Source organism: Enterococcus sp. AZ191, assembly GCF_051713845.1.
GTDB classification, from domain to species: Bacteria; Bacillota; Bacilli; order Lactobacillales; family Enterococcaceae; genus Enterococcus_B; species Enterococcus_B durans.
Window position 1 is genome coordinate 1,589,724 of record NZ_JBIOQS010000001.1, and the last position, 26,247, is coordinate 1,615,970.

The following is a 26,247-nucleotide window of genomic DNA, read 5'->3' on the forward strand; positions in this document are numbered from 1 at the left end:
ACTAGTTTTATGGAGTATTTGCCCCCATTGCTAACAAGTTTGAAGGAAACAGGGATCATGATGTCGATTTCAATGGTGATTTGTCTTTTGGTCGGCTTACCATTAGGCTTGAGTTTGTTTCTGACAAATCCAAAATTGAAAGGTCATCACCCATGGCTGTATTGGTTACTCAATTTTTTTGTTACAGTTGTCCGTTCATTTCCGTATTTATTATTTGTGATTGCCTTGATTCCAGTTACACGTTCTGTCCTAGGGAAAGCATTTGGTCCTGTTCCTTCATCCGTTCCATTGAGTATCGTAGCAATTGCGATTTTTGCTCGGTTAGTCGAGCAAGTACTATTAGATGTGCCAAAAGAGATTGGTACTCTGGCTAACTCCTTAGGAACATCCAGATTACAATATATTTGGTATTTTTTATTAGTTGAAGCACGTAGTGGATTAGTATTGGCTTATACGACCACGACCGTCAGTATGGTTTCCTATTCTACTGTTATGGGAGTCATTGGTGGTGGCGGAATTGGCGATTTTGCTGTACGTGTAGGTTATCAGCGTTATGAATACGGTATGATGTATGTCGCCATCGTGATCATGATTGCGTTGGTCTTCATTTTACAAATGTTCGGTAATTTCATTGCCCAAACACTAGACAAACGAAAATAGGAGGAAAAAGAATGAAAAAGGTTTATCTGATTGTATTGGCTACTCTTGTAACTGTGGTATTGGCTGCTTGTGGTGTAGGTAAAGAGGGGAAAGAAGACAAAGAAATTACGGTAGCTGTCCAGTTAGAATCATCAAAAGATATTTTAGAAATTGCGAAAAAGACAGCTGAAAAAGAAGGCTACACAATCAATATCATGGAAGTTAGTGATAATGTCGCATATAATGATGCCGTCCAACATGATGAAGCAGATGCGAACTTCGCTCAGCATGAACCTTTTATGGAGATGTTCAATAAAGAGAAGAAAGCTGATCTTGTAGCTGTTCAACCGATTTATTATTTCTCTGGAGGATTTTATTCTAAGTCATATCAATCAGCAGATGAGTTACCTCAAAATGCCAAAATAGGGATACCTAGCGATCCGACAAATGAGGGCCGCGCATTGGCAATCCTTGCTAAAAATGGAGTAATCACATTAAAAGAAGGTGTAGGGTTTGATGGGACAGTAGCTGATATTGTGAAAAATCCTAAAAATCTTACATTCGAAAGCATTGATTTATTGAATTTAGTAAAAGCCTATGATGAAAAAGATATCGCTATGGTCTTTTGTTATCCTGCTTATTTGGAGCCCGCTGGTTTAACGACAAAAGATGCGGTGCTATTAGAAGATGAAGAAGCAAGTGAACATTACGCATTGCAACTCGTTACGCGTGAAGGTGAAAAAGACAGTGAAAAAATCAAGGTACTAAAAAAAGCAATGACTACCCAAGAAGTAGCAGATTACATCAAAAATAATTCAAAAGGTTCAAATATTCCCGCTTTTTAGATTTTAGCTAAGGAGTACAGCTAACTTTCTAACGCAAAACTCTTCAAGTACAGTAAAAATGATGGCTCCCCCGATAATAGGACAATAAAATAATCAATGGTTTTTTTGAACTACTCTTTTCATCTTTGGAGAGTAGTTTTTGCTATATCAAAGGATAGTAAAGACCTAGTATAATTGTTGACTTTTCTACAAAAAAGAAATACGGTTAAAAAATAAAACTGTCAATTTTTTCTAGGAGTGAGTGCTGTGATTTCATTAAAAGACAAATTTTTAAAAGAAAATATTCCTTTTGAACTATATGGCCACCGGGTGATTTATACGAATGAAGATGCACTAGTCGTGAAAAAAGAGCAAGGATTTACTGGAACAGAAACAAAAAGCCTCTTTTTGAAAGATAAGAAAGACAACTATTACATCTATTTGACCTTTGCCACTAAAAAAAGCGATTTCAAAAAGATAGGCAAGCTGATCGGCAAGAGAGTTTCTGTTGTTTCTGCAGAGAAAATGGAAGAATTGACAGGTCAAAAACCAGGTGCTGTTTCTCCGTTTGGCTATACGTTCCATGTACCTGTAATCATTGATGAAGAATTACTTTCCCATCAAAAAATCGTCTTTGCACCTGGAAGACCTGATCAAACGATGGTCGTGAAAGTGGCGGATCTAGAAAAAATGATCCAAGTCTTAGGGTTGGAAGTCTACTATTTGCCAGTGGGAGAATAAAGAATGTCTGAAATTTTACGAGATATCGGTGTTTTTGCTCGTTCTTTGGTTTCAACCAGTATTGTTGAGTTCAAAGAGATCCATTTGAATAAAGAGCAATAGTTGCTTCTAGCATCTATGAGTCATTCATCTTCCTTGCATTGATGCCAAGAATAACACGCATTGGATATCAAAACCTATACACCAAGCATGGATAGGGTCGAATCATCTTGTGTTCCAACATGGTGTAGTCATTGCCCAAAAAGTTTAGAGGAATCCGCTCGCTTTGAATGGGAAAAAGAATTTAATAGGTGACAACTTAGCTATGGGGAAAATACAAAAGAAAAGTTATTTTGTTACACGCATCGAATTCTTGAACGTTTGTATTCGAAAAGAACGTGGGACAAAAGTAAGAAACACTTCTGTCCCATTCTTTAAAAATGAATAGACGCTGGGAGCAGAAGCAACTCCTTCTTAAATAAGCCGAAATTCTCATAGTTAAACACTTCTGTCCCAACCTCTTCTTGATGGCTCTTTTTTGATGCGAAAAGGGAACGAGGCTAAAAACAACCATTCAGTAAGGAAAGGGATTGGATCTTTTATCTATGTTGGGTGGTTGATTTTTTGCTGTGGTGTAGTTATCGATAGGTGGAGGACGCTAACTTTTAATCTGTATCAGCCCCAGTTCAAGCCCTTTGATGATGGCAGATACTGTTGAGTTCACTTCTAATTTACTGTTGATAGAGCAGATATGGGAATTGACAGTACGGCGACTTATAAATAATTTTTTGGCAATTTCATGCTGTGTCTGTCCAGTAGCTGCTAGTTTCAAGACTTCCAATTCTCTATCCGTGATTTTATTTGCGATCGATTGATTTGGCGACAAGAGTGTATGACCTTTGGAAATAAATTTGATTTTGGTGATCAATTCATCTAGGGAAGCAGTTTTATTTATAAAGGCTTTTGCGCCTATCTTGAATGCCTCATTACGATAGGTTTGTAAATCATAACCAGAAAGAAAAATTAGTTTGGTATGTGGGACTTGTTCCATAATTTCTTTTCCGACAACTAATCCGTTGACACTACCCATACGGATATCTAACAGAACAATATCTGGTTTATTCTTAATAATAACTTTTAAAATATCAACCTTTTCTGAAAAAATATCAAATTGTTCAAAATAAGTGGATAAGGAAAACTGCATCGCTTGGGCAAAAAGTGTATGATCATCAAATAAAATAATATGCATATGGCTAGATCACTCCTCATCGATTGGAATCATAAATGTAGTACTTAGGCCGTTGATTTGTATGTAAGTATGCTTTTCATTTTAGGAATAGCAAAGTCCTTCATTTTTTGCTACTAAAGTTGGCAAAATCACGAAGAGAATGAGTTCCTTATGAAACGTGTAGTTTGGATGTATCCATTCTATTTTACTGTATTTAAATTTAATTGAGAATCCGTATATTGTGCAATTTACAATATAGAATATAGAATTTTACACAATGTACCGATGCTTTTTTAATTCGTTGTGAGATAAACTTATTATAAAGAGTATTGTGGACTTAATAAGCGGTAGATAGTCTGTTGTTGGCTAAGCTATGAATTGCCTGTAACAAAATTTGATGTGTTATTTTTATTTAATGAAGGACTAATAGGAGAGGAGGATTGAATTCATAATTTTCACTGAGTGTGATTACTATATTACGGAAAAGACTCAATAATCAGGTTAGACTGGCCAATAGCTGCTATTTTCGAATTATAAAAATAATCTTTTTATAAATAAAGGAGAATATTCAAATGAAGCAAGATATATCATGTTGACAGGGTTACTAGTATTAGGAACTAATATTCTTAATCCTTTAAGTTCTCATGCAGCAGAGAATACTATACAAGAAGTGACAGAAACTATTGCTAATAGCCAAAATATAGAAGTTCCACCAACAGAAGTTAATGATTTAATAAAAAATTTTACTGAACAAACCTCGCACACTGTTGAACAAAAAATGCGTGCAGGTAAAACAGTAAGTTTTAATCGTGGAAGTGCACTGATGTGGTCAAAGGATATCATCAGTTTTAACTATAGTGGTGGAAGAGTGACTAGTAGCAGTGGACGTCAGGAAGTTGGGTGGGTCTTTCCAAATATTGTTAGAAAAAAAGGAATAAGCAGGTATAGTACGACTAATTCCACACATAAATGGCGTGGTCAAAAGACAATTGGAGCTGGCACGGTTACGCCATGGGGAGATATCAAAATTTATAATTATGATTATACAGATCATTATGGAGTGCATAGTAATGGTGGTAGCAGTTGGTATTAAAACAAGGAGAAAATAGAATGTTGAAGCTGAGTGATTTTTCAAAGAGTTTTGGAAGGAAAGTACTTTTTGAAAAGGTTTCGTTCACTTTTTATCAAAATGTAACTTACTATATTTATGGGGAAAATGGTATTGGCAAAACGACCTTGTTCCATTGTATATTGGGACAAGAAAAATTTGCTGGAATGATCGATAAAGAAGCATCTAGTATATTTTGTGTTTTTGATGATACGCCATTTTTTTTAAATTTGACTGGACTGGATAATCTGGTTTTCTTTACAAAAAATAAAAATATACGATTTCAGATAGAAAAATTAGAGTCTTCGTACTTATCGAAAGGATTGCTGTATAAATCACGTGTAAGAACCTATTCTTTAGGCGAACGAAAGATGTTGGCTTTACTACTTGTGAGATTGCTCCATCCTAAAATTCTCTTGTTAGATGAAGTTCTAAATGGATTGGATAAAATGAATCGATTGCTTCTTTTCAAGACGTTAAAATATTTAAAGAAACAAGGAACGTTGATAATAATGAGTGGGCATGAATCACTGTATTTAAAGCTTTGTGATGAGCATTTATGGGTGAAAAATAAAACGATCGAAGTTGTACCGGAACACAAAGTGCGTACATTATTTGCTGTCGTAGAAGAAGGTGGCGTTGTTGCTGAGTGAACTGCATTATCAATGGAAGTCAAAAAATTATTTGATTTTTTTAGTGATTTCGATTTTTTGTGACTGCAATGATGTATCTATCCCAAAGAAATCTGGTGAATAGCCATTTAGGCAGTTTTTATCAAGCAGTGGAGGATGCTGTAGCAAATGGTGAAAACATTACTCAACTGTTAGAAGGAGATTTTCGTTTAGAACGTTCTAAAAATATAGAAATAATCGATAATCCTACAAAATACTATTTTATGGCATATCAAGCAAGTTTAGTAGCGATGTTACCTAAAAACGGAATCAACCAATTATTGTCTTCTTCGTTTTTTATTATTTTTCCCTTTATAAGTGGTATTTACGGAGTTGTTATCGCAAATGCAGAAATAAAATATGGAACGAACAAAGTGCATCGAACAATCTGTTCGCAGTGGCAGATCAACCAGTCGAAACTAATCGCTAGTATGGTAACTCTGACTAGCGTATTACTTATTTCAATTATGGTTTTCGTCATGTTACAGCTATTGACGCCTTGGTTATTCCCAGTGGAAGTAATTTCCTTGATAGAGTTAGACAGCATAAATCAACTCTCTTTTATGCATCATTCACTCTATCAGATCCTTTTTGTTTTAGGAAATAGCCTGTTCTATCTTTTGATTATGTTCTATCTTACTCTAGTTACAAAAAATATGTTAGTGAGCCTATTTGTACTAAGTACATATACCCTGTTTTTACCGATATTAGGGAGATTTGACTTGAAAAATATCATTCTGACAATTTATCCGAAAGTGTTCGACACGAATGCGACTACTTTTCATATAAATGAGAGTATTGATCTACCGTTGAACATCTGGGTAGTGCTGTTCCCGATTATTCTGCTGCTCGTATACGGCATCATCATGGAAAAAATTTTACGTTTCAAAGGTACAGGTTAATAGTTTCTTCCAAGTGACTATCGTCGAAGAGAAGCACTTGATTGAGCTTATTTTCTTGTGTATGGAGAATTTTAGAAGAAGTGGTGCCACAGACTATATTTCAAGGATGGATTGGAAACATGTTTGCTTCTATGTATGAAAAATCAACGAGTGTGTATCAACAGTAAGAGACATCCTACTTCGCGTTTTAAAAACGAATAAACGGCTGAAACAGACGTAGCTCCTTTGGTTTATCTTTCGGAGTTACTTTTGTTTCAGCCGTTTTTTGGATAAGCGTTACTCTTTTTCTAGTTGATTGATCTTTTCTTCTTCAGGTGTCACGATGATCGTTTTTTGATTCTCATAAATGACGAATCCTGGTTTTGCTCCATTTGGTTTACGGATATGTTTGACTTGAACAAGGTCAACAGGTACCTGAGCCGAGTGACGATATTTTGAGAAGTATGCGGCTAATTCTGCTGCTTGTGTGATTGTTTCATCTGTGGGTCGATCACTTTTGATAATAACGTGTGAACCTGGGATATTTTTTGCATGGAGCCAATAATCCGTCTTTTTCGCGGTTTTCATCGTTAACTGATCATTTTGTAAATTGTTTTTTCCAACTAGGATCAATGTGCCATCTGAGGAACGGTATTGATCAGGTTGCGAAGGTTTTTTTCTTTTTTGTTTTTTCTGTGTCTTCTTTTTTAGATAACCTTCAGCTGTTAATTCTTCTTTGATTACTTCGATATCCATTGGCCCAGCAATCTCTAATTGAGAGAGGACAGATTCTAAGTAATCGATCTCGCTTTTGGCTTCTTCGATTTGCTGGCCGATCAATTTGACTGCATTTTTCAGTTTTTGATAGCGATGGAAGTACTTTTGTGCGTTCTGATTAGGCGAGAGTGCAGGATCAAGTTTGATTTTGATTGGTTGGTCTTCTTCATAATAGTTAGGCAGCGTTACTTCTGTTGCGCCTCTTGGAACCTGTGTCATGAAGGTAGTCAACAACTCACCGTTTCTACGATAACTTTCCGCATTCTCAGAATCTTTCAGCGTTTGTTCTCGTTTTTTTAGTTTATTTTTGTTTCGTTTCAATTCATTCTCGATTTTTCGGATCAGTTCGCCACCTTGTTGCTTTGCACGATCTTTTTCAGCTTTTTCATGATAAAAAGCATCAAGCAATGTACTGAGGGAGTCGTATGTTTCTTCAGAAGTGGCTGACTTTGCAAAATAGTCGTAGGCGATGGGTGTGAAATAATCTTTATTTTTTACTACATAATAATGAGGAGCTAGTTCCTTTTCTACAGTGGAAAAAAACGTTTGCCAGACGAGCATTTTTTCATTTGGTCGTTTTGCTAAACGTGCGACTAGTTCCTGTGCGGTATCAAAACCAAGTCCTTGAAATTGTTGCTGGAGCGCTTTTGGTGAAAGCTCGTTTTGTGAGAGACGATGAAAGATTTTTTCGTTGTCTGCACTAAACGGATCAAGTTGTTCTTGCTCGGGAGGTGAAACGTACTCAACTCCAGGAATCAATGAACGGTAGGTATTTTGAGAGCTTCCTATGTGTTTGATCGCATCTAAGATTTTACCTGTTTCTTTATTGACCAAAACGATCGTACTGTGACGGCCCATCAATTCAACAATCAACACAATATTTTGCAGGTCTCCGAGTTCATCTCGTTTAGAAAAATGGAAATGGATCACTCGATCATTATCGATTTGTTCGATCGCCTCTAAAATTGCACCATCTAAATATTTTCGAAGCATCATGACAAAATTAGGCGGATTGTCGGGATTTTGATAGTCGATTTGTGTGATTTGCACGCGTGCATAACTAGGATGAGCGGACAATAACAAGCGATGATTTTTACCGCGTGAGCGGATAACTAAAATGATTTCATTTTCATAAGGCTGGTGGATCTTGGAGATTCGACCAGACAGTAGAGTTTCACGCAATTCATTGACCATTGCATGGGTAAATACTCCATCGAAGGACATGGTTCATTCCTCATTTCTTTTCATAAGTAGTTCTATTATAACGAAAAAAAGGCAGAAAGACCAATTTGCAAAGTGTAGGCATAAAAAACGAGATTCTCTAAACAAAATGGAGGAAGAGTAAAAAAAGTAAAGGTTTCTTTTCATATCTTGGCAGTTTTTAGCTATAATAAAAGAAAAGATGAAAAGAAGGTGACAGTGGCTTGGCAATGATTGAAGAATTGGGCAAAAGAATCAAGGCAAGTTATACTCATTTTGCTGCAGATTTTGCAGAGAATCCAACAACATATTTTACCCGAGTACTGTTGGTATTGTTTTTTTCTGGGATGCTTACCATCATGATGTTTGTTTTTCCAGAAAAAATCAGAGAGGAACAAATCGATAGTTTAGTCTATGCAGATATTACATCTACCAAACTGCAACCTTTAGTTTTAAGTGACGCTTCCAAGACGATTGCTGAAAATAAAGCAATTTCTGTGATGTTCTGTGTACCAAAGGGTAAGCAATATGAAATGTTATTGGCAATTTTTAATGATCCAAAAGAAATGGAAGAATTGAATCGGCCGATCTATTTTTATCCGCTTATTTACGATATAAAGGAAACAGAACAAAAATATAAGATCAATCAGGAGAAACCCACGGTGATCTTTTTTAAAGACGGCAAAGAAGCAAATCGATTGACGATAGAAAAAAAGGACAATCAAGCAAAGTTAGCACAAGAAATGATTCCAGAATTGAACCGACTTCCGTTAGCAAATATCAAAAAACTAGAGGATGAAATGGCAAAATCAGAGTCCGCCTCGACAAAAATAACTGAGGATCAAACAAATACAACCACTCGCTCAACTGATGATAATTGAGAAGATCAAAAATAAAATTGTAAAAAGTAGTTGACGTATAGGATAAATTCGATTAGACTGATATCAATTATTAAGGAAAGGGTGATCCACAATGAACTTATCAAACCAATTTTTAGCAGTAACGAATCAAGCTTGGCGTAACTGGCGTAGATAAGTTGTATTGATGGCGAACTTTTACCGTAGATACAACTTTTTAGAGTACAAATCTAAAATTTGTATCTATGCTAGACAAGAAATTTGACTACCGCATAGATAACGTCTATGCGGTTTTTTGTATGTAAAAAGACAATTGCCGTCTAGGTAATTGTCTTTTTTTCGTAAGTTCGTATGTAAACTAATCTTGAATAATTAGTCATTAAGGAGTTCATGGGGGGAAAGAAAATGAAAAATAAGCGATTGATAACAGTAGTAGCACTTATAATGATTTATTTAGCCGGAACATTCATTTATGAAAAAATAAATGATTCTTCCACAGAATCAGCAGAAAAAACAACAAAAACAACAGTAGTTGGGGTATTACAATATGTGAGCCACCCAGCATTAGACGAGATTTATCGAGGAATCAAAGATGGATTGAAGCAGTCGGGCCTTGAAGAAGGAAAAAATCTTGAAATCAAGTTCCAAAACGGTCAAGCAGATCAAAGCAAACTAGCAACGATGAGTCAACAACTGGTTCAAGCGGACCCTGATGTATTAGTTGGAATCGCGACACCAGCAGCGCAATCCTTAGCGAATGTGACGACAAAGATTCCGTTAGTATTAGGTGCTGTGACCGATCCCGTGGGTGCAGGGTTAGTGAAATCCCTTGATAAACCAGGTGGAAATATCACAGGTGTATCGGATCAACCCCCTGTAGAAGCACAAATCAAATTGGCATCAGAAATTTTACCTAATGCGAAAAAGATCGGGATTCTTTACGCCTCTTCTGAAGATAACTCAAAATATCAAGTGAGCCAAGCAGAAGCAGCGGCTAAAAAAGAAGGATTGACTTCTGTAAAATATGCTGTTCCATCAACAAATGAAATTGCTCAGACAGTCCAAGTCATGAGTCAACAAGTCGACTTCATCTATGTTCCTTTGGACAATACGATTGCGAACGCTATGCAGACAGTAGTGAAGGAAGCCAACAAATCAAAAATACCAGTTATTCCATCTGTTGATACGATGGTTGAACAAGGTGGATTAGCAACGATCGGCATCAACCAATATGATTTAGGCGTACAAAGTGGAAAAATGGCAGCAACGTTAGCAACAGGTAAAGAAAAACCAGCATTAACACCTGTTTACGTTTTTGATAAAGGAGATACGATCATCAACGAAAAACAAGCGGAACTCTTAGGGATAACGATCCCAGATAAATTAAAGAAAAATGCGAAAATCGTTTCGAGTGACACAACAGAAACGTCAACAAAGGAGGATGAAAAATGATCGTATCAGCAATTTCACAAGGGATGTTATGGGCAATTTTAGGTCTGGGGATTTTCATGACGTATCGAATTCTTGATTTCCCTGATATGACGACAGAAGGTTCATTTCCACTAGGCGGAGCAGTTTGTGTAACAGCAATCACTTATGGAGTCACACCGATTTTAGCAACGATTCTAGGCGTACTTGCAGGTATGGTTGCCGGATTGGTCACAGGTCTTCTCTATACAAAAGGAAAGATTCCAGTAATCCTTGCAGGGATTCTAGTGATGTCAGGTTTGAATTCAGTCATTCTCTTTGTGATGAAAACACCTAATTTATCATTGTTGAATCATCCGATTTTACAAGATACATTTAAAGGACTACACTTGCCGGACTATTTTGATACTGTTCTACTGGGTTTGATCGCTTTAGGCATTTTGATCAGTGTTTTACTCTTCTTCTTCAATACAGATTTAGGTCAAGGTTATATTGCAACTGGGGATAATGAAACAATGGCACGTTCACTGGGAATCAAGACTGATCGTATGAAGATCTTAGGATTGACACTATCAAATGGTGTGATTGCATTATCAGGTGCATTGATTGCCCAAAATGATGGCTACGCGGATGTCAATAAAGGAATTGGCGTGATCGTGATTGGCTTAGCTTCTATCATTATTGGCGAAGTGATTTTCCAAGAATTGACATTAGCAGAGCGTCTGATTGCTATTGTGGTCGGCAGCATCATCTATCAGCTGTTGATCTTGATCGTTATCAAACTTGGATTTGACACGACATACTTAAAACTGTTCTCAGCAATCATCTTAGCAATTTGTTTGATGATTCCACAAATGAAGAAAGCTTTGAATCTTAAAACTGGATTCGAAAAGGAGGTCTAGTTATGACAGCAATCATCACGATCAAAAATGGAAAAAAAGTAGTTAGTAATGGGATGCATGAAGAAAAAATATTACTAGAAGATATCAATTTGACAATCAATGAAGGAGACTTCATCACGGTACTTGGTGGAAACGGTGCAGGAAAAAGTACACTTTTCAATACCATTGCAGGCACGTTGGAACTCAGCCAAGGGACGATTTCTTTTAAAGATCAGCTGATTACCAAATACCCAGAAGAAAAACGAGCTGCTTTTCTCTCACGTGTTTTTCAAGATCCAAAGATGGGGACTGCCCCTCGAATGACCGTTGCTGAAAATTTATTGCTTGCTCAAAATAGAGGAAAAAAGCGAAAATTCCGTTTGCGCAATTTAAAGAACCAAAAAGAACAATTCTTCAAATTATGTCAAGAGGTAGGAAATGGATTGGAACAACATCTAGATACCCCGGCTGGAGAGCTTTCAGGTGGACAACGTCAAGCATTGAGCCTTTTGATGGCAACTATTGAAGCTCCTGAATTGTTGTTATTAGATGAACATACCGCTGCACTAGATCCTAAAACAGCGAAACAGCTGATGACACTAACAAATGAACGGATCACGGGACAAAAGTTAACTTGCTTGATGATCACTCATCGTATGGAAGATGCGTTGAATTACGGGAATCGCTTGATCGTATTACAAAAAGGACGTATCGTTAAAGATTTGACGAAAGAGGAAAAAGCACAACTTTCCATGAGCGACTTATTACAATTCTTTGAAGAAGTATTAGACTAATTACTTTTATTTAGTTGATAGGCAGTACGTCAAGTCATCTGGACTTTGACTTTCTTAGGGTACAGATGTGTGCTACCTTATATAATTTTACCTGAAATGATTCACTGCCATCCATGTCATCGTACTCCTCATACGAACGATGACATCTGATGGCAGTTTGTATAAAAGGAGGAACGTCATGATTTCTGGAAAAACAAAATTGGCCGGATTTTTTGCTTCACCTGCTTCACATAGTTTATCGCCAATGATGCACAATACATCTTTTGAAGCCTGTGGTGTTGATGCCATCTATTTGGCTTTTGATGTCGATCAAGAAAGTCTTGAACAGGCGGTAGCAAGTATCCGCACATTTTCTATGCTAGGTGTCAATGTTTCGATGCCAAACAAAACGGCAGTGATTGATTATTTAGATGAATTAAGTCCTGAAGCCAAATTGATTGGAGCAGTGAATACTATCGTGAATCGCGAAGGCCGCTTGATTGGTTATAATACAGATGGGATGGGCTTCGTACGTTCTGTAAAAGCAACTGGCCATTCAATCGAAGATCGTAAAATTACTGTTCTTGGAGCCGGTGGTGCTGCAAAAGCAATCATTGTCCAAATGGCTTTAGAAGGCGCGCGGGAAATCGTTGTTTATAAACGAAAAAATGCGACTTTTCTACCTTTGAAGAGTTATTTCGATCAGGTCGCAACTCAAACAGGGTGTCTGATCCATGTGTGGGATTATGCGGATGAAGATCAGCTTGCTAAAGATCTCGCGTCATCGGATGTATTAGTGAATGCGACGGATATCGGGATGGGGACAAAAAAAGACAGTTTACCAATTGCGAATGTCGGATTGTTATATTCTGATCTAACAGTATTTGATTTGATCTATTCTCCTAAAGAAACAAGACTGCTTCAAGAAGCAAAGAAGATTGGTGCTAAAGGATACAATGGTTTAGGGATGCTGATCCATCAAGGGGCAATTGCGTTTGAACTCTGGACACAAAAAGAAATGCCAGTACAGTTAGTGAGAGAAAAGATCGAGGGAAGATAAATGATCATTATAATGAAGAAATCTGCAACCAATAGTGAAGTCCGTAAAGTCATTGAACGAGTCGAAAAAGAAGGACTAACTGTCCAAGTGAACCAGTTAGAGGAACAACAAGTCCTTGGATTGGTTGGAGATGCACGGTTGATCCAAGATGTAGCTTTTCTACGTTATGAAGGAGTAGAAAGTGTAGAACGGATCACGAATACGTATAAGTTAACTTCTCGTATCTTTCATCCTCAAGATACAGTCGTAGATGTCAATGGTGTGAAAATCGGGGCTGGGAATTTTGTAACGATGGCAGGCCCTTGTTCCATTGAAGGTTTAGAGCAGATACGGGAAACGGCGAAAATGGCCCAAAAAGATGGTGCGCAGATCTTACGAGGTGGTGCATTTAAACCGAGAACTTCTCCTTATGCTTTTCAAGGTCTAGGAGAAGAAGGACTCCGCTACATTCGCCAAGCAGCAGATGAATGTGGGATGCAGGTGATCACAGAAGTCATGGATGAAGGACATATCGACATGGTGGCGCACTACAGTGATATTTTGCAGATCGGTGCACGTAATATGCAGAATTTTCGCTTATTAGAAGCAGTCGGGAAAACGGGCAAGCCGATTGGATTGAAACGTGGTATCTCTGGAACCATTGATGAATGGTTGAATGTCGCTGAATACATTGCTGTTCAAGGAAATCAAAAAATCATTTTTATCGAACGGGGCATTCGGACATATGAAACAGCTACAAGGAATACTTTCGATCTTAGCGCAGTCCCAGTCATCAAAAAATTAAGTCATTTTCCAATCATCGTAGATCCTAGTCATGGGACAGGCGTGTGGGACCTCGTTTCCTCAATGGCTAGAGCTGGAGTTGCAAGTGGAGCAGACGGCATGATCGTTGAGATCCATCCTGACCCGCTTCATGCTTGGTCAGACGGCCCGCAATCATTGAATGAAAAACATTATCTACGGATGATGAAGGAAGTCAAGATCATGACAGACGCCATGAAAAAAATCAAAGAAGAGAATACTTAGAACTGATTTCGTTATTTTTTATTAAATTGTTGTCATTTTCAGTGTTTTTGATTCCTTGATATCGTATTCTTTAATTATATATGAAACAAGGAGGAACGAACATGAGTCGGATGGATCGCTATAAGAACATCCATAAAAAAGCAAAACCTCTTAAAGACGATTCAAGCAGTATCTTTAGAAGAGAACGAAAAAAAGAAAAATATGTTGAACAAGATGATGCTACACGTATCTATCAAAATCATCAGGAATCTTCCAACAGGTTTGATGAGAAAGAGGCGGCACATCAGCGGCAATCAACACCCTACACCTATCAAAAAGCAACTGAACAAGAGGAGTCTACTTTTAAGAAAAAAGGCTTCTTCCACCGTAACAAAGGGATAAAACCACCGAAACAACGAAAAAAACATTCCTGGAAAAGAATTGTACTAGGAATCATTTTCTTTCTTCTTATTTACTCGATTGGTTCGTTCTTTGTTGGCAAGTTTGTTGCAGAACATGATAAAAGTCTTGAAAGTGCAACGACGGAAACTTTTAATGGTGTCCAATCTTCGAGTGGGGCCCATAATATCTTGATTCTAGGTAGCGATACGCGAGGAGAAGATGCTGGACGGGCAGATACGATCATGGTCTTACAATTAGATGGACCTGCCCATAAACCTAAACTGATTTCCTTTATGAGAGATAGTTTTGTGACGATCCCCGGCGTCGGGCAAAACAAGATCAATTTTGCTTATGCTTATGGTGGCGCAGACCTTGTAAGACAGACACTCAAAGAAAACTTTGGGCTCGACTGTCAGTATTACGCAAAAGTGGATTTCAAATCTTTTGAGAAAGTAATCGATGCACTGTTTATGACCGGTGTTAAAATCGATGCGGAAAAAGATCTAAATCTTGATGGAGTGGATATCAAAAAAGGAGTCCAAAAAATGGATGGACACGTCCTTCTTCAGTATGCTCGTTTCAGAATGGATGAAGAAGGGGACTTTGGTCGAGTAAGAAGACAACAGCAAGTAATGAACGCTATTTTTAGTCAGTTGAAAAATCCATTGAATCTTATTCGTGCGCCTTATGCGGCTGGTAAAGTAATCGGTTATACGTCAACAGATGTTACTGCGCTGTTCATTGCCAAAAATCTTTTCTCGATTGCTCGTGGAGCAGGAGGGATCGATCGATTAAGTGTTCCTGTAGACGGTTCTTGGAATTACGGAAATAGCGAGTATGCAGGAAGTATTTTAGTTATTGATAATGAGGCAAATAAATCGGCAATCAGTGAATTTTTAAGTAAATAAAGTAAAATCGTTTATACGAATTGAGCGGACGAGATGAAAGTGATGGTTACTTTTATCTCGTCCGCTTGTTTTAATGATAGCTAAGAAATCAAATCATCTCAAAGATAGTAAATGTAACTCAAAACAGAGGTTCAGCAAGCTGATTTTTGAGGACTGGCAATACTCAGTTAATTTCAGACTATTCGGGTTTATTTTTAGAGAATCGGAAAGATCAGGCTACCTTTTTTCACAAGAAAACGATTTTCTTATTGTCAGATGCGAATGTTTATTCCATAATAAAGAAGTCTGAAAAAAGGCAGAGATAACGGAGGGAGAAGCAATGAAAACAGTCATTCTAGCTGAAAAGCCTTCTCAAGCAAAAGCATATGCTGAAACGTTCAAGAAAAGGAAACGTCATCCAGGGTATTACGAAATCGCTGATCCTTTGTTCACTGGTGAAGTTACGATCACTTACGGATTCGGTCATCTAGTCGATATGTTGCCTCCTGGTGCTTACGAAGAGCGTTGGGCGAAATGGTCTTTGACGAACTTACCGATTTTCCCCGAGGAATTTCGATATGAAGTACCTGCGGATAAACGTGAGCAATTCTCAATCGTAAAAAGAGAGCTTCAATCTGCAGATACGATCATCATTGCAACTGATGGGGATCGTGAAGGAGAAGCAATTGCTTGGTCGATCATCATACAGGCAAAAGCATTCACGAAAGAAAAGAAATACCTTCGTTTATGGATCAATTCGCTGGAAAAAGAAGCGATTTATGAAGGATTCAAGCAACTTAGACCGGGGGAGCATTATTTCTCTAAATATAAAGAAGCAAAAGCAAGACAAAATGCGGATTGGCTGATTGGTATGAATGGCAGTCCTTTATATAGCTTGTTACTGCAACAAAAAGGGATCGATGGCAGTTTTTCTTTAGGGCGTGTCCAAACTCCAACGCTTTATATGATCTATCAACTGCAAGAAGCGATCAGAAACTTCAAAAAAGAACCTTATTTTGAAAGTGAAGCGAAAATCGTTTCTAAAAATGGACGATTCATTGGGAAGATGGACCCGAAGAAAAGCTTCAAGACATCAGAAGAGTTAGTGAAAGAAATCGAACGGTTAGGGGCACATCTAGGGAAACAGCCTGGAAAAATCTTAGACGTATCAAAAAAAGAGAAACAGCTCAGCAGTCCACGTTTATTTTCTCTATCAAGTTTGCAGTCGAAAATGAATCAGTTGATGAAAGCAAGCGCAAAAGCGACTCTCGATGCTGTCCAAGGATTATATGAAAGCAAATTTTTAAGTTATCCTAGAACAGATTCTTTTTACATCACGGAAAATGAACACCAGTATTTAGTAAGAAACCTTGTCAAGTATAAAACATTTTTAGGTATCGAAAATGTTCCAACGCCCGATACTTATGCGAAGAAAAGGTATGTTGATGCGAAGAAAGTGCAAGAACACCATGCAATCATTCCAACAAAGACGATTCCTTCAAAGGAACGTTTTGCTAAATTATCTCGTTTACAACAAGCAATCTATCTTCAAGTCGTACGAACTACGATCGCCATGTTTGCTGAAAATTACATCTATGAAGAAACAGTTATTCAGACAGGTGTAGAAAATTTACGATTGAAAAGTACTGGTAGAATTCCAGTCAAAAAAGGATGGCAGGCTATTTTAGAAACAAAAAATAAAAAGAAAGACCTCCAACAATTGCCAGTAGTTGAAAAAGATGAAGTCGTTGAAGTTGATTTGGCGAGTATCGAAAAAGAAACACAACCGCCTAAACCTTACAACGAAGGTACGCTGATCACTGCCATGAAAACAGCGGGCAAAACACTGGATGATGAAGAGGCACAAGAAATATTGAAAGAAGTAGAGGGGATCGGTACAGAAGCAACGCGAGCCAATATCATCGAAAACTTAAAGCAGCGTCACTATATTGAAGTCAACAAGAATGAAATCACGGTGACTGCTAAAGGGATTACTTTATGTAAGGCTGTAACAGACGAGCCGCTATTGACCAGTGCAGAGATGACAGCCCGTTGGGAAGGATATCTCAGAAAAATCGGTAATCGTGAGGGAACGCCAGAAGTGTTCCTCGAAAACATCAAAAAATTCATTCTCCATTTGTTGGAATCTGTTCCAAAGCAAATCGAAAAGGTCGACTTGTCAAAAGAAATCGCTGGCACAAGACAAATCAAAGCAATGGAGAAGAAAAATGATCAGTTGGGAAAATGTCCTAAGTGCAAACAAGGGATCATCATGTTGTATCCTAAAGTGGCAACTTGTACAAATCCAGCTTGTGAATTTAAACTGTGGCCAACGATCGCGAAAAAGAAATTAACAAAAACAAATTTGCGAGAACTATTGGCTAAAGGGAAAACCAGCAAAGTTATCAAAGGCTTCACAGGTAAAAAAGGCAAATTTGATGCCGTGTTAGTGTTGAAAGATGATCTCACGATCGGTTTTTCATTTCCCTGGATGGACAAAACAGCAGACACAAAAAAAGAGTCATAAAGTGATTCACATTCAGATAGTACGTAAAAGCCGCACTACCAATACATGAGCAAATAAAATCATTAGGGAAATAAGGAGTTTTACCATTTGAAAAAAGTTCATTCATTTTTAAACTATTTTATGGGAGCGATCATGATCGTTGCTATCTATCAAGCATTACTTAAGTACCCAGAGTATGGGACAAAATTATTGTCGATCAAACAAGACCCGACAGCTTATTCCCCAACATTGATTTTATCTACTTTGACAGCAATAGCAAAGGGCGCTACTTATTTTTTACACAAGACAAGTAGTATGTTGAAACGTAAAAAACAGCGCAAACAATTGATCATGGTGGTTATCGCGATGGTCATCATCTATTTTTTACCTGTTCTAACACAACTATTTCATCAATACATTTAAGTATTGATCAGTTCTGACCGGAAGAACCTACAAATCTCATTAAGGTTCTTTCGGTCATTTTTTTCTAGTTAAACGAGTATAGCCAAATGTGCATTTTATTTCCTACTTTTTTCATGAACAAGTGGTGAAAACTCAAACTGAAAAAAAACTGTACTAAAAAATTGTTCGATTATTCAACAATTTATGAACTTTTGAAAAGAGAAAATCACTAAGAAATTATTTCAACAAGCGAATGTGAAAAGGTTGGCCAACATGTACTTTATACAGTAACTGATTGTGCAGAATGGGTGATAAAATAAAGTTATTGTTTTAAGTGGTACATTGTTTGAGGGTATTTTTTTGTGATAAATTTATAATAGTGATTCATGCAAGTCCTTCATACTTGTATGCTCGGAAATAGTTTTATTTTTTGCGTATGTTTAAGTATATGGAATATTGAAATCTAAGTACATGGAAAGAATCATGTTTTGTACATGTTACTTCTTCTTTTGAGTGATGGGTTCCACAAAAAAAGATTAATCACCAATTTAGCTTTAATGTTTGAAAAAATAGCTACTTTTTACATATAAGTCAGAAAAAGCATTCTTTGTTCGAATAGAGAACTGAAATGCTACGAACAAGCTCGTAGCATAACTTTAAAAAGCAATCTTTTGCCTAAGCGTAGTTTTGATTCAATGATAGGTTTTTTAAAAATAATAACCACTCGATTCATTTAACGATATGGAGTAGGGTGATTACTTTTCAAGTTACAAAAAATATTGGCGTTTCCAAATCATTTTATTAAAATACCTACTTAAATGGATAGTCACTAAAACGTATGTTAATATTTTTATGGGGGGCTTTTGTATCTCGGAAATCCAGTACGGACGCGTCAGTTCTACTTCATCTTATCTTGTTTGGTGTAAATACAAAAAAAGAACAAATTAGAAAATATAGATAAAACCAGAAAAAAATAAACTCGTATGCTCAAATATAAAGCCAATAAATTTAGAATATATCCGAATAAAGAACAAGAAATAGTAGTTGCTAAAACGATTGGTCATTCAAGATTCATCTATAATCAACGCAATGGGAAGGAGAGATCCTATAGTTAGAATATACTCTACTATGATAATAAACTAAGTTGGAGGTGGACATGATCAGAAGGACTAAACAAAAAAGAATCAATGTTCGAAGACTTCTAGGTATATTGGGTTCGTATCTCGTTGCTTTTTTACTTCCATTCTTATCTGTTTCGTGGATCTGGTATATTACAGCAACGGAAAGTACAGAACAACAAGTGCGCTTGATGGCAAAAAATCAGATGATGCAGATCAATTACTCGCTTGAGAGCAACTTTTTGAAGTTGGCACATCTCACGGAGCGGATCACTGACAATCGCCAACTCGCTTTAAGTTCGTTGGATCATCCGTATTATATCAAAGAAGGCAAATCAATATTACATACATACAAAATAACTAGTGAGTTAGTTGAAGAAGTCTATCTCTATTATCGGAATGACCGCCCCGAGATGCTTTACTCCTCATCAGGAAATTACTCGCTGGAACTGTTTCTTAGAAAAACAGTTAAGAACGATCATCAGCTGGGAAAGAGACTACAAGAACAATTGGCTACGACTGATGCCAAGTTTATCACTATTGCTTCTGATGAGGACTTGCCATCTTCTTCCTATCTGTATGTTGTTCCAATACAAAACAAGGAAGGTACCGTACATAGTATCGCAATCTACGAAATCAAAAAGAATACTCTTACTAAAGTACTCGATGCTTATAGTCCTGCTAGTGGGAATCTGAGTTGTATCGTCGATGAAAGCTATCAATTAGTGACAAAGACGAAAAGTGAGGAGCTGAATACTTTTCTCAGTACGCTTTATTCCGTAGAGAAACTAATGACAAAAGAAAATGTGAAGATCAAGCAAAAACGATATCTTATCCAAAGTTTGAAGAATCCTTATTTGAATCTCTCGCTCCTTTCTCTTGTAGATCCAACATCGGCATTGCTTACGATCGAACGAGTTCAGACCAAAATGATTGTCTTGATCTTAGTGATTTTGTTTATGGGGTTAATGATCGTCGTTTTATTTAGCATGCGTAACTTGCGTCCTATTCAAAAAATCGAGTACTTAGCACAGCAATTTCAAGAAGACCCCACACTTACGGTTTCTTCACTTAAAGAAGTCTCTGATACATTAGCAAAATTTCTCATTGCACACCAAAAATTGACTATTCAGAATCAACTACAGATCCCATATGCAAGGGAGCAAGTTTTTCAGCGCTTGCTTAACAGTCAATTAGTGATCGATTCCGAATTGGAGCAGTTACTGACAGCTGTCCATATCAACTTTTCGACGGAGTATTATTTTATTGCAACGATTGATCTTAAACAGTTGGATCAATCGAAAGAACGAATAAATAATCATTGGGCTGAAGCGATCACAAAGAACTATTGTGCTTATGGAGTCGAGAATATAGAAAATCAGACTTTTGTTTTTGCGATTGGGTGTGGATCTCTTGACGAGCAGGTTGAACTCGTCCAAATGATTACCGAAAGATGCTCACAACCTATTCGGATCGGGGTTGGTTCTATCGTTCATAGTCTAGGTCAGTTAAATCGTTCCTATATTGAATCGCGAGCAGCGCTACGTTATCCGAATGTGAAAGGAGCAATCTGTTACTATTCAGAACTAACTACTAAAGAGGACGCTTTGAGTATCGAGTATCCTATTGATCTACGTTTAAAATTAGTGAACTATCTTGAAAATGGAGAGTTTGATCACGTTTTAGAAACAATTAGAGAACTGATATCTTATGGAGAACTGAACTTGAAATCAGAAAATCTGCAAAAGTTATATGGATACTATCTACTTAATACGATCCTCCAAATAGGAAACGAACTCATCGGTAAAGGGATTTTCCATCCCTTGGAAGAATTGCCTGAGTTTTCTAGTTTGATCGAACTTGAAAACTTTTTAAACGAACTAGCAGAACGAATTTGTAAAAAAATGTGCGAGATACCAAAAAAGCAACCGGAATGTTTGGAAGAACAAATATTGGCCTATCTACAGCAGAATTTCCAATCGGCACAGCTTAGTTTAGAATCAACAGCTACAGATTTTTCTGTTTCAGTTTCCTTTGTCAGTCGTTCGATCCGCAAAGAAAGCGGACTGACTTTTTCAAAATATATCCAAATGTTGCGCTTTAGAAAAATAAAACAAGAATTGGCAGAAACTGAGTTACCCATCAAGGTGATCATCCAACAGAATGGGTATTATGATATCTCTAATTTTACAAGAAAATTCCGGCAGATCGTCGGGATGACACCAGGTAAATATCGAGAAATGAACCGTGAATAAGCGGTATTTGCTCTATTTGAACATGAAAACAAAAAGCAGCTTTCTATGGATTGACGTCCTTGAGTAGGACAGTCTAACCCTGGAAAACTGTTTTTTAGTCGATCTGTTCGATATTGGTAATGATGGCATCAGTGATTTTCCATTCACCTGCTTCAATCATAAACGTGTAATGGATTTGAGCGATATGGTTTTGATAATGAGTTTTCCCTTGATTACTCGTTCGCTGGAATGCTTCAACAAACAGAGAATCTGGCCGTTGCTCAAGTACCTTGAAAGCTATCAGCTCGTGTTCTAGATCATAAGAATCAATACTTGATAGTTCTTTTTTTGTGTCTGCCTGCGCTTTGTCAGACAAAGTAGCCAGATAAGCTTCAAGATTTTTTTCAGTGGCTGCGGCTAAATTCTTTTTTACTAAGTCTAGACAATTTTGGACACTTTTTTTATCCGTTATTTTCCCTGAAAGTATAGCAGTTGCCTGTCTATCTGATACTGTCTGATTCTTACTTATCCAAATGAAAAACAAAGACAAAGAAATAATTAAAAAAATAAAACTCCGAATCATTTTATACATTTTTGCTCCTCGCTAGGCTCTCTCCTCGTTGCATGGTCTGAAATGCAAAAAAGCTGATTGGAAATAACAATAATGGAATGGCTAAAAAACATAGTAATGGATACCAGAAGAATAGTGCTGATGTGAGAATGCCACTGACAACCATCGCTAATGTCTGGAAAGGATTTAAGAACATCAAGAGAAATACACGTATGAAGTATTGGCTAAATGTTAGCTGGTATCGTAGAAAGACAGGCAGAAGATAGAATCCTGCCAGAATGAACAGGCATACAAAGAGCAATAAACTCAGATGAACGAATGAATGGCGCAGAAAGTGTGTAGCTATTCGTAGATCGAACCAAAGAAAAAGCAGGATACCGCTGTAGAAGAAGCCTAACCGATTGATTGCCTTGAACTGACGTTTAGTCGTTTTTTTATACCAAGATACCAATTCTTGAGGCACTTCTTTGTTTGTAAAAAGGAATAGAAAAACCTGAAAGATGATAGCAGTCGCTGGAAAGAAGCCAAAAATGATCCCACCTTTCAAGAGAGTCAGTAGCCAGAAAAACTGTAGTTTAAGCAAAAGTATCAGGAATGTTCCCAAACGATAAGATAGGTCATAAAAGGTGTTAGATGTAGGCATAAGATCCTCCTTGCTGCGTTTATTTACTAAAAAGATACTATGAAAAAATTGTGAATACCACAGTATTCCTGATATTACACATTGGCTTTTTTTACATATTGTTTTTTCTGTCTTTGCCCAGTAGCTTTAAAACAAAGGAGAGGTGTGCAATGGAAAAAATCCGAGGCGATATTGAACAATCGAAAAATAGAGATGAACAAGAAGAGATTTATCCAGAAACAAAAATGCTGGAACGACGTCTCAGTTGGTTCCAAGATTTGAAATTCGGTGTCATTTTTCACTATGGACTATATGCGCAAGCAGGTATCGTGGAGTCTTGGCAATTGTCTGAAAAAGATGAATGGGCACGAGCTGGTAGAGCTTATCGAGAGAATATAGCAGATTTACGAATGGATTATTGGCAGCTTATAAGGGAATTCAATCCCCAAAAATTGAACATCGAAAAGTGGGCGGAACTTTGTCAAAAAGCCGGTTTTAGGTATTGTTTATTCACAGCGAAGCATCATGATGGCTTCAATTTATACAATACACTGGAAACAGAGTACAAAATTGGAGGTAAATTAAGTCCTTTTAAAAGAGATGTGCTTAAAGAAGTTTTCACTGCTTTTCGATCTGCGGGGTTAGCGACAGGTGCCTATTATTCTAAAGCTGATTGGTACTCGCCTTTTTATTGGTTAGATGATTCAACTATCAAAGGTCGGCATGTCAGTTATGATACACAAAAGCACCCTGAACTATGGGAAAGATATGTTTCTTTTGTTCATCATCAAATAAAGGAGATCACTACTCACTATGGACCAATCGATTTTCTGTGGTTGGATGCTGGTTGGTGTGGACAAGGCAAAGAGGATCTACAGATGGACAGTTTAGCAGAGATTGCCCGTGAGTCGCAACCAGAATTGATCATTGTGGATCGGATGATGGGGGGACGTCACGAAAATTATGTGACGCCAGAAAGAAAAATACCTGCGCATGATGAGATTCCTTCAAAACCTTGGGAAAGTAATATACCTATAGGAAACGACTGGGGATATGTGCCGAATGACGTGTTCAAGACAAGTCAGGAATTGATTGAGATGCTGATTGATGTTGTCAGTAAAGGCGGAAATTTGATTTTAGGTGTAGGGCCTACTCCAGAAGGAACGATCACCAAAGAAGAAACATTCATCTTAGAAGAAATCGGTGAATGGTTGCAAAGGTATGGTGAAGGGATCTATCATACGCGACCTCTAGGAAAAAACCAGAGTGACAGTACTGAGGGATGGTATTTTACCTCGCATAAAGAAAAAGATATATATTACGCATTTCGTAGCATTCTAGAAATACCGCAATCTGTTATCAAGTTAAGTGAAATCAAAGCGAGTATAGACACAGTCGTTGTAGATTTAGCAACAAAAAAGCAACTTTCATTCTATGAAATAGATGGCGAATATCATCTACTTAGTAATGAAATCACACGTCCCGCAAACGGAGCAATCGGACTTCGAATAGTAAAGAACAAATAAAATGAAAGCGCCAACTATTTGTAAAAAGGAGGTTAACCAATGGGTTATCCAAATATTCAGGTACCATTGACAGGCAAAAAAACAAAGTTCCAGCAACTCAAACTGAAACTGAAAAAGAATCAACAACTTTATTTATTTGTTTTGCCCGCTTTTCTGGTGATCCTGATTTTCTCTTACGGACCGATGTATGGGATCATCATTGCTTTTAAAGATTATATGCCTTCTCTTGGTATATTAGGTAGTCCTTGGGTGGGATTGAAGCACTTTCAGCGTTTTTTTGAATCCTACTATTTTTGGGATCTAATCAAAAATACTTTAGGAATCAGTGTGTACTCCCTCATCGTTGGGTTTCCGCTTCCGATCATCTTAGCTTTAGCATTGAATGAAATCAAAGATGGTCCGTTTAAAAAAATCACGCAAACAGTGACTTATGCGCCCAACTTTATTGCGGTAGTGGTCATGGTAGGAATGATCATTGCTTTCTTATCTCCTTCAACTGGGGTGATCAACCATTTGTTGGAGTTCGCTGGTCTGCAACGAATCAACTTTATGACTGATCCTAAGTGGTTCAAAACGATTTATGTTTTATTAGGTGTATGGCAAGGCACTGGATGGGGCTCAGTTATTTATTTAGCCGCTTTATCTGGTGTCGATACCCAATTACACGAAGCTGCCACGATCGATGGTGCTTCAAGGTTGCAAAGAGTTTGGTACATCAATTTGCCAACGATCATGCCAACGATGGTCATTTTATTGATCATGAGTTTTGGTAGTTTGATGTCGGTAGGATTCGAAAAAGTCATTCTAATGCAAAATCCTTTGAACATGGAATCGTCGAATGTTATTGCAACATTCGTGTATCAGCAGGGATTATTGGATGCTCAATATAGTTTTGCATCTGCAGTCGGACTTTTTAATTCAGTGATCAATTCCATTTTACTGATTTCAGTAAATAGCATTGCCAAACGTTTGAGTAATTCCAGTCTGCTATAAAAAAGGAGGTGAAAAGATGAAAACAACTACTCTTATCAAAGATACCAAAGCAGATAAATTATTCCTGGGTGTCCTATACACTTTTTTAGCAATTGCGTTATTGATCGTGCTTTATCCCTTGATTTATATCGTTAGTGCCTCGATTTCAAATCCGCACCTTGTAAATTCGGGGGAGATGTGGCTATTTCCAAAGGGAATAACTCTAGAAGGCTATCGTACGTTGTTGGGAAATAGTAATATTTGGCGAGGGTATTTAAATACGATTTATTACACTTCGCTAGGTACGATGATCAACCTTCTCGTCACATTGCCCTGTGCCTATGCTTTGGCAAGGGAAGATTTCTATGGAAGAAAAGCATTTACCAATTTTATGCTCGTAACGATGTTTCTTTCTGGAGGGCTGATTCCTTCTTATCTGCTGATTCGTAGTTTAGGGATGTTGAATACAGTCTGGGCTCTCGTGATTCCGGGATGCGTATCAGTCTATAACGTCGTTGTCACAAGAACTTTTTTTCAGACAACGATTCCTAGAGAGATGGAAGAAGCCGCTATCGTGGATGGTTGTTCTAATTTTCGTTTGTTCCTAAAAATCGTTTTACCATTATCGACACCGATCATCGCTGTAATGGCTTTGTTTTATGGTGTTGGTCATTGGAACAGCTTTTTCAGTGCATTGATCTATCTTTCAGACAAATCAATGTATCCTTTGCAATTGGTATTACGTGAAATCTTGATTTTACAAGATATGTCTTCAAATACAGTGAGCAATATAAGTGCGGACACAGCGAACATGCTGTATAGCAAACAGCAATTAGCTGCAGTGATCAAATATGGTGTCATGATTGTTTCAACGTTACCAGTCATCATCGTCTATCCTTTCTTGCAAAAATATTTTGTCAAAGGGATGATGGTAGGTTCAATAAAAGGATAACTA

General features: G+C 37.4%; 24 protein-coding genes. 20 read left to right on the top strand and 4 right to left on the bottom strand.

Annotated elements, in window-relative coordinates:
* Nucleotides 1–9 precede the first annotated feature (9 nt).
* The 3 genes from IGI47_RS07680 (at nt 10) to IGI47_RS07690 (ending at nt 2,204) form a co-directional block, all read left to right on the top strand.
* Entirely contained in the window at nt 10–660 is a 651-nt protein-coding gene (locus IGI47_RS07680; protein ID WP_376716936.1) for a methionine ABC transporter permease, read from the top strand.
* 11 nt (nt 661–671) lie between these two features.
* Nucleotides 672–1,484, top strand: a complete 813-nt coding sequence (locus IGI47_RS07685) for a MetQ/NlpA family ABC transporter substrate-binding protein (RefSeq protein ID WP_438783838.1) — start codon at nt 672–674, stop codon at nt 1,482–1,484.
* 246 nt (nt 1,485–1,730) lie between these two features.
* On the top strand, nt 1,731–2,204 hold the full coding sequence (locus IGI47_RS07690; RefSeq protein ID WP_438783839.1) for a YbaK/EbsC family protein: 474 nt from the start codon (nt 1,731–1,733) through the stop codon (nt 2,202–2,204).
* A gap of 637 nt (nt 2,205–2,841) precedes the next feature.
* On the opposite strand, the gene IGI47_RS07695 is transcribed toward IGI47_RS07690, so the two are convergent.
* Complete coding sequence (locus tag IGI47_RS07695) at nt 2,842–3,432, bottom strand: response regulator transcription factor (protein ID WP_311929988.1); 591 nt, start codon at nt 3,430–3,432, stop codon at nt 2,842–2,844.
* A 568-nt stretch (nt 3,433–4,000) separates the two neighbouring features.
* Between IGI47_RS07695 and IGI47_RS07700 the strand changes: the two genes are divergently transcribed.
* The 3 genes from IGI47_RS07700 (at nt 4,001) to IGI47_RS07710 (ending at nt 6,092) form a co-directional block, all read left to right on the top strand.
* On the top strand, nt 4,001–4,504 hold the full coding sequence (locus IGI47_RS07700; protein ID WP_438783841.1) for a hypothetical protein: 504 nt from the start codon (nt 4,001–4,003) through the stop codon (nt 4,502–4,504).
* A 17-nt stretch (nt 4,505–4,521) separates the two neighbouring features.
* Nucleotides 4,522–5,172, top strand: a complete 651-nt coding sequence (locus IGI47_RS07705; RefSeq protein WP_438783842.1) for an ATP-binding cassette domain-containing protein — start codon at nt 4,522–4,524, stop codon at nt 5,170–5,172.
* Between the two features lie 95 nt (nt 5,173–5,267).
* Nucleotides 5,268–6,092 carry a hypothetical protein gene (locus IGI47_RS07710; protein WP_438783843.1) on the top strand — a complete coding sequence of 275 codons (825 nt, stop codon included), beginning with the start codon at nt 5,268–5,270 and terminating at the stop codon, nt 6,090–6,092.
* Nucleotides 6,093–6,368: 276 nt separating this feature from the next.
* On the opposite strand, the gene efbA is transcribed toward IGI47_RS07710, so the two are convergent.
* Nucleotides 6,369–8,072 carry a fibronectin-binding protein EfbA gene (gene efbA, locus IGI47_RS07715; protein WP_438783845.1) on the bottom strand — a complete coding sequence of 568 codons (1,704 nt, stop codon included), beginning with the start codon at nt 8,070–8,072 and terminating at the stop codon, nt 6,369–6,371.
* Nucleotides 8,073–8,278: 206 nt separating this feature from the next.
* Here efbA and IGI47_RS07720 point away from each other — a divergent pair, with 206 nt between their 5' ends.
* The 11 genes from IGI47_RS07720 (at nt 8,279) to IGI47_RS07770 (ending at nt 21,622) form a co-directional block, all read left to right on the top strand.
* Nucleotides 8,279–8,929 carry a hypothetical protein gene (locus tag IGI47_RS07720; protein ID WP_438784454.1) on the top strand — a complete coding sequence of 217 codons (651 nt, stop codon included), beginning with the start codon at nt 8,279–8,281 and terminating at the stop codon, nt 8,927–8,929.
* A 381-nt stretch (nt 8,930–9,310) separates the two neighbouring features.
* Complete coding sequence (gene trpX, locus IGI47_RS07725) at nt 9,311–10,357, top strand: tryptophan ABC transporter substrate-binding protein (protein WP_438783846.1); 1,047 nt, start codon at nt 9,311–9,313, stop codon at nt 10,355–10,357.
* Nucleotides 10,354–11,235, top strand: a complete 882-nt coding sequence (locus IGI47_RS07730) for an ABC transporter permease (protein ID WP_005876043.1) — start codon at nt 10,354–10,356, stop codon at nt 11,233–11,235. Before trpX ends, IGI47_RS07730 begins: the two co-directional genes overlap by 4 nt.
* A 2-nt stretch (nt 11,236–11,237) precedes the next feature.
* Nucleotides 11,238–12,008: an ABC transporter ATP-binding protein gene (locus IGI47_RS07735; RefSeq protein WP_005876041.1), complete on the top strand. Its 771-nt coding sequence runs from the start codon at nt 11,238–11,240 to the stop codon at nt 12,006–12,008.
* Between the two features lie 178 nt (nt 12,009–12,186).
* On the top strand, nt 12,187–13,047 hold the full coding sequence (locus IGI47_RS07740; RefSeq protein WP_438783848.1) for a shikimate dehydrogenase: 861 nt from the start codon (nt 12,187–12,189) through the stop codon (nt 13,045–13,047).
* A complete protein-coding gene (gene aroF / locus IGI47_RS07745; protein WP_438783849.1) occupies nt 13,048–14,073 on the top strand; it encodes a 3-deoxy-7-phosphoheptulonate synthase in 1,026 nt (341 codons plus the stop codon).
* A 101-nt stretch (nt 14,074–14,174) separates the two neighbouring features.
* Nucleotides 14,175–15,362 (top strand): LCP family protein, encoded by a 1,188-nt coding sequence (locus IGI47_RS07750; protein ID WP_438783851.1) that lies wholly within the window; start codon nt 14,175–14,177, stop codon nt 15,360–15,362.
* A 319-nt stretch (nt 15,363–15,681) separates the two neighbouring features.
* Nucleotides 15,682–17,868, top strand: a complete 2,187-nt coding sequence (gene topB / locus IGI47_RS07755; protein ID WP_438783852.1) for a DNA topoisomerase III — start codon at nt 15,682–15,684, stop codon at nt 17,866–17,868.
* 87 nt (nt 17,869–17,955) lie between these two features.
* The gene (locus tag IGI47_RS07760; protein ID WP_005876031.1) at nt 17,956–18,270 is read left to right on the top strand and encodes a hypothetical protein; all 315 of its coding nucleotides are present in this window, start codon (nt 17,956–17,958) and stop codon (nt 18,268–18,270) included.
* Nucleotides 18,271–19,232: 962 nt separating this feature from the next.
* Complete coding sequence (locus tag IGI47_RS07765) at nt 19,233–19,364, top strand: helix-turn-helix domain-containing protein (protein ID WP_311930000.1); 132 nt, start codon at nt 19,233–19,235, stop codon at nt 19,362–19,364.
* A 41-nt stretch (nt 19,365–19,405) separates the two neighbouring features.
* Nucleotides 19,406–21,622, top strand: a complete 2,217-nt coding sequence (locus IGI47_RS07770) for a helix-turn-helix domain-containing protein (protein WP_438783854.1) — start codon at nt 19,406–19,408, stop codon at nt 21,620–21,622.
* Nucleotides 21,623–21,716: 94 nt separating this feature from the next.
* Here the strand turns inward: IGI47_RS07770 and IGI47_RS07775 are convergent, their stop codons facing one another.
* Nucleotides 21,717–22,193, bottom strand: coding sequence for a hypothetical protein (locus tag IGI47_RS07775; protein ID WP_438783855.1), 477 nt, complete (start codon nt 22,191–22,193; stop codon nt 21,717–21,719).
* The gene (locus IGI47_RS07780) at nt 22,186–22,815 is read right to left on the bottom strand and encodes a DUF624 domain-containing protein (RefSeq protein WP_438783856.1); all 630 of its coding nucleotides are present in this window, start codon (nt 22,813–22,815) and stop codon (nt 22,186–22,188) included. The genes IGI47_RS07775 and IGI47_RS07780 overlap by 8 nt, the downstream gene beginning before the upstream one ends.
* Before the next feature lie 149 nt (nt 22,816–22,964).
* Between IGI47_RS07780 and IGI47_RS07785 the strand changes: the two genes are divergently transcribed.
* The 3 genes from IGI47_RS07785 to IGI47_RS07795 are packed head-to-tail and all read left to right on the top strand — an operon-like array spanning nt 22,965 to nt 26,244.
* On the top strand, nt 22,965–24,320 hold the full coding sequence (locus IGI47_RS07785) for an alpha-L-fucosidase (RefSeq protein WP_438783857.1): 1,356 nt from the start codon (nt 22,965–22,967) through the stop codon (nt 24,318–24,320).
* A 39-nt stretch (nt 24,321–24,359) separates the two neighbouring features.
* Nucleotides 24,360–25,313, top strand: coding sequence for an ABC transporter permease (locus IGI47_RS07790; protein ID WP_438783858.1), 954 nt, complete (start codon nt 24,360–24,362; stop codon nt 25,311–25,313).
* 16 nt (nt 25,314–25,329) lie between these two features.
* Nucleotides 25,330–26,244, top strand: coding sequence for a carbohydrate ABC transporter permease (locus IGI47_RS07795; RefSeq protein WP_311930006.1), 915 nt, complete (start codon nt 25,330–25,332; stop codon nt 26,242–26,244).
* The last annotated feature ends 3 nt before the right edge of the window (nt 26,245–26,247 follow it).